The 14,138-nt window shown below is 66.5% G+C and carries 12 protein-coding genes; 4 read left to right on the top strand and 8 right to left on the bottom strand.

Annotated features, from left to right (window positions below):
• Positions 1–31: 31 nt before the first annotated feature.
• Both ACP4XC_RS06065 and rsmI read right to left on the bottom strand, forming a co-directional pair.
• Entirely contained in the window at positions 32–1,531 is a 1,500-nt protein-coding gene (locus ACP4XC_RS06065) for an NAD-dependent succinate-semialdehyde dehydrogenase (RefSeq protein WP_427173956.1), read from the bottom strand.
• Between the two features lie 142 nt (positions 1,532–1,673).
• Positions 1,674–2,540, bottom strand: coding sequence for a 16S rRNA (cytidine(1402)-2'-O)-methyltransferase (rsmI, locus tag ACP4XC_RS06060; RefSeq protein ID WP_427175031.1), 867 nt, complete (start codon positions 2,538–2,540; stop codon positions 1,674–1,676).
• Between the two features lie 138 nt (positions 2,541–2,678).
• On the opposite strand from rsmI, the gene ACP4XC_RS06055 reads away from it, so the two are divergent.
• Positions 2,679–4,385, top strand: coding sequence for a dolichyl-phosphate-mannose--protein mannosyltransferase (locus ACP4XC_RS06055; protein ID WP_427173955.1), 1,707 nt, complete (start codon positions 2,679–2,681; stop codon positions 4,383–4,385).
• A 78-nt stretch (positions 4,386–4,463) separates the two neighbouring features.
• Positions 4,464–6,293, top strand: a complete 1,830-nt coding sequence (locus tag ACP4XC_RS06050; RefSeq protein WP_427173953.1) for an AMP-dependent synthetase/ligase — start codon at positions 4,464–4,466, stop codon at positions 6,291–6,293.
• Positions 6,294–6,397: 104 nt separating this feature from the next.
• Here ACP4XC_RS06050 and ACP4XC_RS06045 read toward each other — a convergent pair whose 3' ends face one another.
• Both ACP4XC_RS06045 and ACP4XC_RS06040 read right to left on the bottom strand, forming a co-directional pair.
• Positions 6,398–7,609 carry a TIGR01906 family membrane protein gene (locus ACP4XC_RS06045; protein ID WP_427173952.1) on the bottom strand — a complete coding sequence of 404 codons (1,212 nt, stop codon included), beginning with the start codon at positions 7,607–7,609 and terminating at the stop codon, positions 6,398–6,400.
• Between the two features lie 124 nt (positions 7,610–7,733).
• A complete protein-coding gene (locus ACP4XC_RS06040; protein WP_427173951.1) occupies positions 7,734–8,726 on the bottom strand; it encodes a stage II sporulation protein M in 993 nt (330 codons plus the stop codon).
• A gap of 147 nt (positions 8,727–8,873) precedes the next feature.
• On the opposite strand from ACP4XC_RS06040, the gene ACP4XC_RS06035 reads away from it, so the two are divergent.
• Entirely contained in the window at positions 8,874–9,683 is an 810-nt protein-coding gene (locus tag ACP4XC_RS06035; protein ID WP_427173950.1) for an RDD family protein, read from the top strand.
• 68 nt (positions 9,684–9,751) lie between these two features.
• On the opposite strand, the gene ACP4XC_RS06030 is transcribed toward ACP4XC_RS06035, so the two are convergent.
• From ACP4XC_RS06030 to ACP4XC_RS06015, 4 genes are all read right to left on the bottom strand, one after another.
• A complete protein-coding gene (locus ACP4XC_RS06030; RefSeq protein ID WP_427173949.1) occupies positions 9,752–10,981 on the bottom strand; it encodes a L,D-transpeptidase in 1,230 nt (409 codons plus the stop codon).
• A gap of 164 nt (positions 10,982–11,145) precedes the next feature.
• Positions 11,146–12,624, bottom strand: a complete 1,479-nt coding sequence (gene ahcY, locus ACP4XC_RS06025; protein ID WP_427173948.1) for an adenosylhomocysteinase — start codon at positions 12,622–12,624, stop codon at positions 11,146–11,148.
• Between the two features lie 127 nt (positions 12,625–12,751).
• The gene (locus ACP4XC_RS06020) at positions 12,752–12,982 is read right to left on the bottom strand and encodes a Trm112 family protein (protein WP_427173947.1); all 231 of its coding nucleotides are present in this window, start codon (positions 12,980–12,982) and stop codon (positions 12,752–12,754) included.
• 91 nt (positions 12,983–13,073) lie between these two features.
• A complete protein-coding gene (locus ACP4XC_RS06015; protein WP_427173946.1) occupies positions 13,074–13,463 on the bottom strand; it encodes a DUF3499 domain-containing protein in 390 nt (129 codons plus the stop codon).
• Between the two features lie 120 nt (positions 13,464–13,583).
• On the opposite strand from ACP4XC_RS06015, the gene ACP4XC_RS06010 reads away from it, so the two are divergent.
• Positions 13,584–14,111: a metallopeptidase family protein gene (locus ACP4XC_RS06010; protein ID WP_427173945.1), complete on the top strand. Its 528-nt coding sequence runs from the start codon at positions 13,584–13,586 to the stop codon at positions 14,109–14,111.
• The last annotated feature ends 27 nt before the right edge of the window (positions 14,112–14,138 follow it).

The raw sequence follows: 14,138 nt of genomic DNA, 5'->3' as shown, positions 1-14,138 counted from the left end.
TGGCGGAGCCGGACGGCCAGGAGCGGGGTGGTTAGCCGGCGTAGGGGTCGGCGATGCCGATGTACTGGGTGTAGAGGTATTCCTCGATGCCCTCCAGGCCGCCCTCGCGGCCCAGGCCGGACTGCTTGACCCCGCCGAAGGGAGCCGCCGCGTTGGAGACCACGCCGGCGTTCAGGCCCAGCATGCCGGTCTCAAGGCGTTCGCCCATCCGGATGCCGCGGTTGAGGTCCCTGGTGAAGACGTAGGCCACCAGGCCGTACTCCGTGTTGTTCGCCAGGCGCACGGCCTCGTCCTCGGTGCCGAAGGTGATGATCGGGGCGACGGGGCCGAAGATTTCCTCGGACAGGATCCGGGTGCCCTCGGTGACGCCCTTGAGGATGGTGGGCTGGTAAAAGTACCCGGGGCCCTCGACGGCGGAGCCGCCGATCACCGCGACGGCGCCGGCGGAGACGGCGTCGGAAACCAGTTCGTGGACCTTGTCCCGGCTCTTGGCATCGATCAACGGGCCCACCTTGGACTCCGGCTCGGTGCCGCGGGCGGTGGTCATCTCCGCCATCTTCGCGGCGAACTTCTCCGCGAACTCATCGGCCACGGACTCGTGCACGATGAACCGGTTGGCCGCGGTGCAGGCCTCGCCCATGTTGCGCAGCTTCGCCAGCATCGCACCGGCGACGGCGGCGTCCACGTCTGCGTCCTCGAACACCACGAACGGGGCGTTGCCGCCGAGCTCCATGGAGGTCCGCAGCACGGTCTCGGAGGCGTCGGCGAGCAGGCGGCGGCCGACCTCGGTGGAGCCGGTGAAGGAAAGCTTGCGCAAACGCTGGTCCTTGATCAGCGGACCAGTGGTGGCACCGGCGGTGGAGGTGGGGATCACGTTCAGCACGCCGGCGGGGAGCCCGGCCTCGACCATCACGGCTGCGAACAGCTGTGAGGTCAGCGGCGTCAGGTTCGCGGACTTGAGCACCATGGTGCAGCCGGCGGCCACGGCGGGGGCAATCTTGCGGGTGGCCATGGCAAGGGGGAAGTTCCACGGCGTGATCAGCAGGCACGGACCCACCGGCTTCTTGGTGACCAGCAGCCGGGATTTGCCGTCCGGGGAGACCGAGTACCGGCCGAATGCGCGGACGGCTTCCTCGGAGAACCAGCGCAGGAACTCCGCCCCGTAGGTGACCTCGCCACGGGCCTCCGCCAGCGGCTTGCCCATCTCCAGGGTCATCAGCAAGGCGAAATCCTCGGCCCGGGCGGTCACGAGCTCGAACGCCCGGCGAAGGATCTCCCCGCGCTCACGCGGCGGGACCTTGGCCCAGGAATCCTGCGCCGCGGCGGCGGCGTCCAGGGCCGCGGCACCGTCCTCCGGCCCGGCGTCCGCGATGCTCAACAGCACCTTCCCGGTGGCGGGATCCTCGACGTCGAACGTCTTGCCCGACGCCGCAGGGCGCCACTCACCATTGATGAGCAGCCCCGTGGGAACAGAGGCCAGCAGTTCGCTTTCACGGCCTGCGGTAACAGTGGGCTGTGCAGTAACAGTCACGATGACTCCCTCGTCAGCAAATCGGTAGGGTTTGGGTTCAGCTCTATGCTGGTTTAAAGCCACGGTACTGCCCGGCTCTTCGGGGTGTCTACGCATGGCCGCACTACCAAGCGCGTGGACTGCTGTGCAACTGCACAAGTTCCTAACGGGCGGCCAGAACCGCCGAATACAGCTCCCGCTTGCTGACCTTGGCGTCCTCGGCCACGGCCGCCACAGCGTCCTTGAGCCGGATCCCCTTGGCCACGAGCCCGTTGACGGCGGCCACATGATCCTCCGGCTTCCCGGGCTCCTTTTCCGGGGCGCCGCCCACAACGACAGCGATTTCCCCTCGCACCTCGTTCGTTTCAGCCCATTCCAGGAGCTCGCGCAACGGACCCCGGATGACTTCCTCATACGTCTTGGTCAGTTCACGGCAGACTGCCGCCGGGCGCGCGGGGCCAAAACGGTCGTGGAGGGCACGGAGCATGACTTCAAGCCGGTGGGGCGCCTCGAAGAAGACCATGGTGCGGCGTTCGGTGTCCAACTCAGCCAGCCGGGACGCCCGTTCGCCCGCCTTCCGGGGCAGGAACCCCTCGAAGCAGAAACGGTCGGTGGGCAGTCCTGAGAGGGCGAGCGCCGTCAGGACTGCCGAAGGTCCGGGGACGGCGGTGACGGTGAGTCCCGCAGCCACCGCGCCCTCCACCAGGCGGAAGCCGGGGTCGGAAACCGCGGGCATGCCGGCGTCGCTCACCATCACCATCGTCTTGCCCGCCCGGACCAGGTCAAGCAGCTCGGCGGTCTTGGTGTCCTCGTTGTGCTCGTGATAGCTGATCACGCGTCCGCCCACCGTGATTCCGAGGTTTTGGACCAGCCGGTGCAGTCTCCGGGTGTCCTCGGCGGCAACGATGTCCGCAGTGGTGAGGAGCTCTATGAGCCTCGGGGACGCGTCGCCCACGTTCCCGATGGGTGTGGCAGCCAGCACAATCCTGCCGGGCTGCCCCTCGGAGCCTGGAGTTCCGGGACCGGTCACTGCCCCCGGCGCCGGGCCCGAATCCTGGGCGCCGCTGAGGTGATCGGGGCTGCCGGTCCGGGAAGCGCTGAGTTGTTGGTCCACCCGACCAGCCTACTGCTGACAGGCGCCTCCAGCGGCAAAAGGTAGCATGGGCTCGTGACGCAGACTTCCGCGCCCCCTGCCGGGACCGACTCAGCCAGCCCCCCGCCGGCGGCCTCCTTGCCCCGGGGACGCAACCTCGAAGGCCACCGCTGGATCCGCAGGCCAAACGAGGCGTTCACGGCGGAGGCCCTCCAGGAGCGCCTGATCGGCGGCCTCAGGAGCTGGCGGGACTATCCGGCCTCGCTGCGTTTGTGGTTCTGGCTGATTCCCACCATCACGGCGGCCCTTGGCGGCGTGCTGCGCTTCGTCCGGCTGGACACGCCCCGCAACCTGGTCTTCGACGAAACGTACTACGTCAAGGACGCCTACTCGTTCCTGGTCAGCGGCTACGAGCGCAGCTGGCCGGACAAAGCCAACGATTCCTTCATCGCCGGCAACCCCGGTGTGCTGCTGGATACCCCCGAGTACGTGGTCCATCCGCCGGTGGGGAAATGGATGATCACCGCCGGCATGTGGCTATTCGGACCCGACAACCCTTTCGGCTGGCGGTTCAGCGCCGCCCTGACCGGAACACTGTCCATCTTTCTGGTCGCATTGATCGCCCAGAAGCTCTTCCGGTCCCTCACCCTCGGCGCGGTGGCAGGACTGCTGCTGGCGGTGGACGGGCACCACCTCGTGATGTCCCGGACTGCCTTGCTGGACATATTCCTGATGTTCTGGATCCTGGCTGCCTTCGGAGCGCTGCTCCTGGACCGGGACGACGGACGGCGCCGGCTGGCCCTGCGGCTCGCCCGGCAGGCGGCGGACGCGCCGGATCACAGACCGTCGGTGCTCCAACTCGTTTCCGGACCATGGCTCGGAGTGCGCTGGTGGCGCGTCGCCGCGGGAGTCTGCCTGGGCCTGGCCGTGGGCACCAAGTGGTCCGCCTTGTTCTTCCTGGCCGGCTTTGGCCTCCTGACGGTCTTCTGGGACCTCAACGCGCGGCGGGTTGCGGGAATCAAGGGATGGATCAGCGGCGGCATCATCAAGGACGGCATACCCGCCTTCCTGAGCATCGTGCCGGTGGTCGCGGCCGTCTACACCGCCACCTGGACGGGTTGGTTCCTTTCCAAAGACGCCTACTTCCGGCACTGGGCGGACACCAATCCCTCCGCCGAGTGGGGCTGGCTGCCCGGTCCGCTGCGGTCACTGGCGCATTACCACTTGGAGGCCTACAAGTTCCATCAGGGGCTGACCGCCGAGCATCCCTATGAGGCAAGTGCCTGGAGCTGGCTGGTGATGGGCAGGCCCACGTCCTTCTTCTACGAATCCCCCAAACAGGGCACCGGGGGCTGCGACGTTGCCAGTTGCGCCGCCGCGATCCTGTCGGTGGGCAATCCCCTGATCTGGTGGAGCGCCGCCGTTGCCCTGGTGGTGCTGCTGTTTTGGTGGGCCGGCCGCCGCGACTGGCGTGCGGGAGCCATCCTGGCCGCAGTGGGCGCGGGGTACCTCCCCTGGTTCATGTATCCGCAACGGACCATGTTCACGTTCTACGCACTCTCCTTCGAGCCCTTCCTGGTGCTGGCCCTGACGTACTGCCTGGGTCTCGCGCTGGGGCGCCCGTCGGATCCTCCATGGCGCCGCCGCTCGGGTCTCTACGTGGTGGCGATCTTTGTGGCCGGTGCGGTGTTGTTGTCAGCTTTCTTCTATCCCATTTGGACCGCCGAGGTGATCCCCTACCAGGAATGGCGTCTGCGGATGTGGATGCCCTCCTGGATCTAAGGCAGGATTACAGGGGACCACCGGCCGCGGAAACCGGCGCCGCTATTGGATTCAAGGACCCGGAAACGGAGACTGGCTGTGAGAGAAGCAAGCACTGAACTGCTCGTTGAGCTGGATGGGCACAGCAACGTGACGGACCTGCTGCTGGAACGGCACGCCGCCGATCCCGCCCACGCCGTGTATGCCCGCAAGGGCCCGAACGGCTGGGTGGACGTCCCTGCCCGGCAGTTCCTTGACCGGGTCACAGCCCTCGCGAAGGGCCTCATCGCCGGCGGTATCACTCCCGGCGACCCCGTTGCCGTGATGTCGGGGACCCGTTACGAGTGGACTCTGGTGGATTTCGCGGTCTGGTTTGCCGGCGGCGTCACGGTTCCCATTTATGAGACCTCCTCCGCCAGCCAGATCGAATGGATCCTCCACGACTCAGGTGCGCGCCGGATCTTCGTTGAGGACAGGGCGAAGGCCGCGTTGGTCCATGGAGTCCTGGCCGCCTCGGAGCTGCTGGGGAACACTCTCGTTTCGGTGATGAGAATGGACGACGACGGCGAGGCCCCCAACCTGGCCAGCCTCGCCGCCGCCGGAACGGGAGTCAGCGACGCCGAGCTGGAGCGCCACCGCAGCGCTGCCGGCCTCGCCGACCTGGCCTCGCTGGTTTACACGTCGGGAACAACCGGCAAGCCCAAGGGCTGTGAAATCACGCACGGAAATTTCGCCTTGGTGGCCGCCAACATTGTGGCGTTCCTGCCCGGGATCCTGATGCAGGAGGGCGCACGGACCCTGATGTTCCTGCCTTTGGCCCACGTCCTGGCCCGCGCGGTCCAGGTTGTCTGCCTTAGCGCCGGAGCCACGCTGGGCCACACCTCGGGGGCCGCCGCGCTCTTGGAGGATCTGGAAACCTTCAAGCCCACGTTCCTCCTGGTTGTGCCACGCATCTTCGAAAAAGTGCATGCCGGCGCCGCCCACAAGGCCGCCCTCGGCGGCAAAACGGGGCTGTTTGCCGCAGCCTCCGCCACCGCCGTCGGATATTCGCAGGCCCTCGACGACGCCGCCCGCGGCAAGGGTAAGGGGCCTGGGCTGCTGCTCCGGGGCAAGCACGCCCTCTTCGAGCGCCTGCTGTATCCACGGCTCCGGCAGGTCTTCGGCGGCCGTCTCAAATACACGGTATCCGGAGCAAGCCCACTGAGTTCGAACGAGGCGCATTTCTTCCGCGGCGCAGGCATTCCCGTGTTGGAGGGCTACGGCCTGACCGAGACCACAGCGCCCTGCACGGCCAACACGCCGTCCAGGACCAAAGTGGGCACCGTGGGAATACCCGTGCCGGGAACCACCATCCATGTGGCCGACGATGGCGAGATCCTGGTCAAGGGCATCGGCGTGTTCAGGGGGTACCACGCCAACGAGACCGCCAACGCGGAGGCTTTTGTGGACGGTTTCTTCCGCACCGGCGACCTTGGCGTGCTGGACGAGGACGGCTTCCTGACCATCACCGGACGCAAGAAGGACCTCCTGGTCACGGCGGGCGGGAAGAATGTGGCGCCGGGGCCGCTCGAGGAAAAGATCCGTGAGCACCAGCTCGTGGACCATGCCGTGGTGGTCGGCGACGGCCGGCCGTTTGTCTCCGCGCTGATCAACCTCGATCCGGAGGGCCTGGAAAACTGGTGCTCAGCGAACGGGGTCCCGGTGATGGGCGCGGCCGATGCGAAGTCGGATGCACGGATCCGCGAAGCCCTGCAGCACGCGGTGGACCAGGCCAACACCTTGGTCTCCAAAGCCGAGTCGATCCGCAGCTTCGCGGTGCTGGATGCAAATTTCAGTGTCGATTCAGGGCACCTGACGCCGTCGTTGAAACTCAAGCGGGCAGCGGTGGTCCGCGACTTCGAAACGCATATCAACGGCCTCTACAGCTGATGGAGCAGCCCGGCGGCTGACGGAGGGAACCGGCTGACAACCGGTAACAGAAAGGCTGCCGACCCGAAGGGGCGGCAGCCTTTGCCTTGATGATTGCCAGATTCTTAGACTCGGGCGGAGGCGCTGCGTGAACCGTCGGAGTCAGCGGCAGCAGCAGGGTCCGCAGCCTCACCGGACGCGTTCTCCCCGCTGCGGGTTTTCTCAGGCTTGACCAGGCCACGGCGTTTACGGGTGGGCCATGTCAGCACCAGCGTCAGCAGGGACGCCACCAGTACCAGGGCTCCGATGACGATTCCGGCGTCCATCCAGAACTGCCCCGGGAAAAGCCGGATCAGGGTGTCGTCCATGGCGAAGGTCCACGAGCCGTTGGCAAAGAAGATGCGGTGGAACTCCGTGAAGAACTGCTCCCAGCCCAGGAAGGCCAGGACACCCAGGCCAATGATCACTACGAGGGTCACGATGGATCCGGCGAAAAGGCCCCGGCGGATTCCCCCGGTGCTGCGCCGGCGCAGGTAGATCATGGCGATGAGGCTCAGCAGGATCAGCAGCACGCCCGCACCGAACGTGGAAAGGATCACGAGCTTGACGTCGGCCATATGGCTGACCTCACCGTCCTTGAACAGCTTTTCCCCGCTCCGGTTGACCAGCTCGCCAAGGTAGCGCGGGCCGGCCCAGTTGCTGAGGTAGTCCACCGTGTAGGACCCGTAGGTCATGCGGTCATCCGCGTTGAAACCGTAGCCGTCGCCGGGGAACCCCGAGCGGTAGTACTCCACCCACAGGAAGAGCGGGCTTGTCACGGCGCGGACCGCAAGGACCAGGAGGATCACCGGGTAGAAGATGGCCAGGAGGACCTGCATCACCCGGGGCAGCACCGGCTTGGCATTGGCGGCGAGCTCGCGTTCGGCATTCCTCCGCTCCACTTCCTCCTCGGGCGGCCGGACTTGAAGCGCCGACGTGGGCAATGGCTCCCTGAAGTGCGTACCCCTCCCCTGCAGTTCGGGTTCGGCTTCTGGCACAGCGGGCTCGACGGCGGCTTCCGCGGCTTTGCGGCCGGCCCGGCTCTCCGCCTGCGGCCGCTCGGACGCCGCCGGGATTCCCGCCTGGGCGGTTGCCGGGTTCGGCTGGCGGGAAGCGGGAGCCCCGGCTCCCGCCGGGGAAGCCGGCCGGCCCTCCGAGGAGGCCTCACGCGGAGCCTCCTGCGAAGCTGACGGCGAGGCCGCCGGCTTCATCCATTCGAAGGCAGGTTCGTCAGTGTCATCGACCGGATCGGGGCGCGGAACCTGTCGATTCGGAGGGGTGGGATTCTTCTCAGTCACTGCTGCTTCACTTCCGTAGGCGTCAGCGCTGCCAGGCATCCGCCCGGCAGCGCTACATGTCTCCTCTCGAGCCTACCGTCAGGCACTGCGCCGCGGCAGGTGCCACCCCGGTCCACCACGGGATTCAGGCAGCCAAACCCGTGTAGCCGGCGTCGGACTCGGCGAGGTCGCCCGTGGCACCGGAACGCACGGCCCGCCTTCCCAGGACCAGGGTGTACCCCCAGTACGCGGCCAGCACCGTGGAGCCGATCCCGATCTTGGCCCAGACCGGAAGACTGCTGGGGGTGACGAAGCCCTCCACCAAACCGGACACGAACAGCACCAGGACCAGACCCAGCGCCACCGTGATCAGCGATCTTCCTTCCGCCGCCACCGCCTGGCTTCGGCTCCGGGGGCCAGGCGCCACCATGGCCCAGAAGATTTTCAGCCCGGCGGCGCAGGCGATGAACACGCCGGTCAGCTCCATCAGGCCGTGCGGCAGGATGTAGCTGAAGAATACGTCGGTCTTCCCGGCGGCGGCGAAGACGCCCGCGGCTATTCCCACCCCTTTCGCATTGCTGAAAAGGATCATGGGCACCCAGAACCCGGTGATGCCCAACGCCACGGCCTGGGCGCTGATCCAGGCGTTGTTGGTCCACACCTCGCCCGCAAAGGAGGCTGCGGGGTTCTCCGAGTAGTAGTGGATGAAGTCCTGTTCCACGTACTGCTTGATCGTTGCGTCTGAACCGAGGGCCCGCAGCGCATCCGGCGACGTGGCGATCCAGAATGAGTAGGCGCCCGCGATCAGGCAGAACGCAAGTCCGCAGCAGACTGTCAACCATCTGAGCCGGTAGAACGCGGCAGGAAGAGCAATGATGAAGAACCGTGCCAGGTCATCCATAAAGTTGGACCGGGCACCGGTAAAGCGGGTGCGTGCCTGGGCGAGTGTGGCCGACAACTGGGCGGACAGACCACTTTCCGGTGCCACCGACCGCAGCAGCGACAGATGCGCCGACGTTGCCTGGTAGAGGCGCAGCAGTTCGTCTGCCTCCCTGCCGCTAAGCCGCCGTTTGCGCGCGAGCACCTGCAGCCGTGACCATTTGTCCCCGTTGACCGCGGAAAAGGCATCGATATCCACGGCACCACCCTAGCCTGCCCGGTTTGACCCAGGGACGATTGGACTGTGCCCGATTTGGACCGTGCCCGGTTTTGGCTGTGAACACTTTCTTACAGCGTCCTACACTGGGTTCATCCGGGATGGTGCGCAAGGGAGGGGGCCCAGGCTTTGAGCTCAATCATCACAGGCGAGGCGGTTGTGCTGGAGCTGCGTCCTGCCTCGTTCGCGGCACGGGCGCTGGGACTCCTGCTGGATGTCCTGGCCAATGTCGCGCTGCTGGTGGGAATGATGATGCTGGTTTCCGCTGCCTACCAGGACCTCGACGGCGCCGCCGCCCGCATGTTGGTCCTGGTCAGCGTGCTGTTTTGCTTTGTGATCCTCCCCGTGTCCGTGGAAACCCTCACGCGGGGGCTCTCGTTGGGCAAGCTCGCGGCCGGGCTCCGCATCGTGCGCGACGACGGCGGAGCCATCCGGTTCCGGCACGCGCTGATCCGCGGACTTATCGGCTTCCTCGAGATCTACCTGACTCTCGGCGGCCTCGCGGTGGCCGTCGCACTGTTCAGCGGCAAATCGAAGCGGCTCGGCGACATCGTGGCGGGAACATATGCGCTCCGGACCCGGGTCCCGGCGGAACCACCCCTGGTTCCGTTCGTCCCGCCAGGGCTGCGGTCCTGGTCGGCGCTGGCGGATATCGGCCGGATTCCCGATGCCGTGGCCCGGCGCTCCTCGCAGTTCCTCCGCCAGGCCGGACGGATGTCGCCGGCATCGCGCGCCTCAATGGCTGCCGCGCTGGCCACCGAGATCGCGGCCAATGTCGCCCCGCCGCCTCCCCCCGGGACGGGTCCAGAGGACTACCTCGCGGCCATCCTGGTGGAACGCCGGCAACGGGAGATGAACAGGCTCACGCAGGCCCGGCAGCGCAGCGCGGGAGTTGGCGAGCGCCTGGACAGGCTGCCCTACCAGCGCGGGGAGCTTTAGCCCACCTGCCGCGTCCGCCTCGGCCGCCGCTCAGCGCGGCCCGGCCGACTTATCGCACGGACGGAGGGTCAGTTCGCGTATTGCCCCGCGGGGATGTTCCAGTCACCAAAGCCGTCATCGAAGTTGGCGAAGTCTCCGGCTGTGTTGATCACCTGCACCACGTCGCCGGCCGTCATGTTATCGAAGACCCATTTTGCGCCCTCCGGGCCCAGGCCTATACAGCCGTGGGAGAGGTTCTCCACGCCGACATACGGCATGGCGGAGTCCGTGGCCTGGTGGATGAACTCCCCGCTGGGGGTCAGGCGCGTGGCGTAGTTGACATCAAGCTGGCCATAGTAGGCCGGGTCCCCGGGCTTGAGCCCGATGGTGGACGCATCCATGTGTTCCACCCGGTACTTCTCCATGAGCACGAGGAAGCCACGGGCCGAGGGGAACCGTGCGTCGCCCATGGTTGACGGCCACTGCCCCACCTGCTGGTCGTTGACGCTGACCGTGAACGTGTGTGCCTCGGCGTCGGCCACGGCAACTTTCTTGTCCCCGATGTGGACCGTCACTTTCTTGTTGAAGTTACCGATCTGCCCCTTGCCAAGGTCCACGCCGAAGAGCTGCATATCCATGGTGATGGTGCTGTTGGCCGCCCAGAAGTCCACCGGCCGGTACCGGACCATGGTGTCGCTGTACCAGTGGAACGCCCCGGTCTGGCCGGAGGTCGAGGTGATCTTGATGGCCTTCTCCACGGCGTCCCGGTTCACCACAGGTTCGCTGAAAATGACCTGCAGGGGCTGGGCGACGCCCACCTTCATGCCGTCCAACGGGTAGACGGCCGCGTCCGCCTCGTTGGCCGCGGAGACGGTGGTGAACGTGCGGGTGTTGTTTGCGGTCCGGCCGGCCGCGTCCTTCACGGCGAACGTATACGTGTAGCGCGTGTTGAATTTCAAGGGACCGGATGCCGTCCAGCTGGCGGAATCGGCGCTGAGTTTGCCGTCGACCGCGTCACCGGCCTCCGAGGTCAGCGCGACCCGTTCGATGGTTCCGTGGCTCACTGTGAGCGTCACCGGCGCAGCCGGGTTGACCTGTTTGGCGGCGTCCGCGGGGGCGACCACCAGCGTGGCGGGGGGCACCACGGGAGCGGCGAGTCCCGGCGTCGTGCGTTCCGGCGATCCCGCTTCGGAGGCGAGGGAGGCGTGGGCCGCCCCTGGCGCGACCGCCGCGAAGACGCCCCCGCCGGCCGCCAGCACGCACACCGCGGCCAGGAGAAGCAGTTTCCGTCCCGTGCTCCAGCGTTTACGTTCGGTCACAGCGTTGGGGTCATCACAGTGGTCATGGAGCCAGCATAGGCGACGACCCTTGGAGGTTCCGTCGAAATCCGCTACGGATTGGTCACAAAAAGGGCTCCGGACGGTAATCCGGAGCCCTTTGCGGACTCGGCAAGCGGGAGTTGGCCACGCAGGGCCAGGTGACCCTAGTAGCGGTAGTGATCCGGCTTGTACGGTCCGGCAACATCCAGGTCAAGGTACCCGGCTTGTTCCTTGGACAGCTCGGTCAGCTCCACGCCAAGGGCGTCGAGGTGCAGCCGGGCAACCTTTTCGTCGAGGATTTTCGGCAGCACGTAAACCTGCTTCTCGTATTCGCGCTCCCCCTCCGGCTGGTCCTTCTTGGTGAACAGCTCGATCTGCGCGATGGTCTGGTTCGCGAAGGAGTTGCTCATGACGAAGGACGGATGTCCGGTGGCGTTGCCCAGGTTAAGCAGGCGGCCTTCGGAGAGCACAATGATGGACCGTTCTTCCGCGGTTCCGGCGTCGAGGACCCACTCGTGTACCTGCGGCTTGATCTCCACCTTCTTGATGCCGGGGATCCGGGCCAGTCCGGCCATGTCGATCTCGTTATCAAAGTGACCAATGTTGCCCACGATGGCCTTGTCACGCATCGCGGCCATGTGCTCGGCCATGATGACGTCCTTGTTGCCGGTGGTGGTGATGAAGATGTGGCCCTCGCTGAGGACAGTCTCAAGCTTCGCCACCTGGTAGCCGTCCATCGCCGCCTGGAGCGCGCAGATGGGGTCGATTTCGGTGACGATCACGCGTGAGCCCTGCCCGCGGAACGCCTCCGCGGCGCCCTTTCCGACGTCGCCGTAGCCGCAGACCACCGCCACCTTGCCGCCCATGAGGACGTCGGTGGCGCGGTTGATGCCGTCAGGAAGGGAGTGGCGGATGCCGTACTTGTTATCGAATTTGCTCTTGGTGACCGAGTCGTTGACGTTGATTGCCGGGAACAGCAGCTTGCCCTGCTCGGCCAGCTGGTAGAGCCGGTGCACGCCGGTGGTGGTTTCCTCGGTGACACCCAGGATGCGGGAGCCGGTGCGGGTCCACTTCTGCGGATCGGCCTTCAGCGAGGCGCGCAGCACGTCAAGGAAGACCCGGCCTTCCTCCGACTCGTCGGCGGCGGTGTCCGGCACGGCACCCAGGGCTTCGAATTCCACGCCCTTGTGCACCAGCATGGTGGCGTCCCCGCCGTCGTCAAGGATCATGTTCGGGCCCAGCTCGGGGTTCGTGTCAGCGCCCGGCCAGGTAAGGATCTGCTCAGCGGTCCACCAGTACTCCTCCAGGGTCTCGCCCTTCCAGGCGAAAACCGGCACGCCCTGGGGGTCCTGGGCTGTACCGTTGCCCACCACCACCGCGGCGGCGGCTTCGTCCTGAGTGGAGAAGATGTTGCAGGACGCCCACCGCACCTCGGCGCCGAGCGCGGTGAGGGTTTCGATCAGCACGGCGGTCTGGACCGTCATGTGCAGCGACCCGGCAATCCGGGCGCCCTTCAACGGCTGGCTGGCGCCAAATTCCTCGCGCAGGGACATCAGGCCGGGCATCTCGTGCTCCGCGAGGCGGATCTGGTGGCGGCCGGCCTCGGCCAGGGAGATATCAGCAACCTTGTAATCGAAAGTCATGTGAATCCTTTGTTGTGTCCGGAAGATCTGGAACGAAAAGCGGGAACAGACGGAAGTTCGTCGCCGGCGGCACGCGCGATGGGTCTGGCGGGCGGCTACCCGGCGGAGGGATTAGCCCGCGAAGCAGTTACCCGGCGGATCCGCGCGGGCCGTCGTGCTGGTCCGAAGGCGCCGCGTTCGAGGCCGCCACAAGTTCCGGGGGCAGCAGCAAGGGGATGCCGTCCTCGATGCGGTAGCGGAGCTTCGCACCCGATGTGCCTGCGGCGGTCGAAACGAGTTCCTCACCTTCCTGCACAAGGGGAGAGCCCGTGACCGGGCAACGCAGGACAGACAAAAGTTCTGGACTGATCTTTGGCATGGTGGATGCTCCCTGACGGGCGCCGCAACAGGCGCCGGTGGCTGACGGATTTGCAGATTCCAGCCTACAAGCTTCCAGCGCCAGCCGCGGCTCAGGACGGTTCGCGGAGGATGCGGAGGTGGCCGCGCCTGGCACCCTCGGGCGTGGCAGGGGCCTCCAGGGCCGGGTGCACTGCACGCTGGCCGGACGGGGTTTCCGGGGCTGGCGGCCGGGAAGCCGCCTCGCGGACCGCATGCGCAAGGGCCAGGAGGTCATCCGGGCCGGGCTGGGGAGCAGTGGCGGGCATGGCCAGGCGCAATACTTCCCAGCCACGCGGCACGGTCAGGGTGCCGGCGTGCTGCTCGCACAAATCGTAACAATGAGGCTCGGCATAGGTAGCCAGCGGCCCCAGCACGGCGGTGGAGTCCGCATAGACGTACGTCAGGGTCGCCACCGCAGAATTGCGGCAAGCTGACCTTGAACATTGACGAATTGCACCCACGACATCACAGACTACTCCCCGTTGGGGCCGGAGCCGTGCATTCGGGCGTGCGACGCGGCGGCGCCGTGTTGCGCTGACGGCTATGTCGCGTATTTCAGGTGGCGGGTTTAGAGTCAATGTATGCAGTCATCGCACCATGTTCCGGGTTTTACGGTCCGGTTGGCTGACCCGGAAAGCGGCCAGCAGGCCGGCAGCTCCAAGCCTTCGGAATCCAGGCTTGGGAAGAGTTTCCGCGCGCGCCGCAGGAACCGTCACGGCCGCGGCCTGCGGGGCGAGTTGATGTTGCCCACCCTCCCCGGGTACCGCACCCGCTCCGAGCGCTTTGATGAGATGGTGATGGACTCCGCACAGAGGCTCCATGACATCTGGGGCAAGCCCCTGGACGGGGTGCGGTTCGCCGTGGACGAGATCCCTCAGGGGCTCGAACAATTGGTGGCGGACCGGACGCCGGCACCCATGGGACTGTACGAACCCGCCACAGCTGACGAGGGGCCCGTGATCACGCTCTACCGGCGCGTCATTGAGCAGGCCTGCGGCAGCCGCGAGGAACTCCAGGACCTGGTGCACGACGTCGTGGTGGAACGTACCGCGGAAATGCTCGGCGTCGCTCCCGAGACATTGGATCCGGTGTACCGCAGGCGGTACTGACACTCGTCCGCGATGACGCCCCGGGGC

Origin of the sequence: Arthrobacter sp. 92, from assembly GCF_050260325.1 — a bacterium.
In the GTDB taxonomy this organism is placed as follows: Bacteria; Actinomycetota; Actinomycetes; order Actinomycetales; family Micrococcaceae; genus Arthrobacter.
The sequence above is the reverse complement of the archived record's forward strand: the minus strand, read 5'-3'. Positions and strand labels throughout refer to the sequence as shown.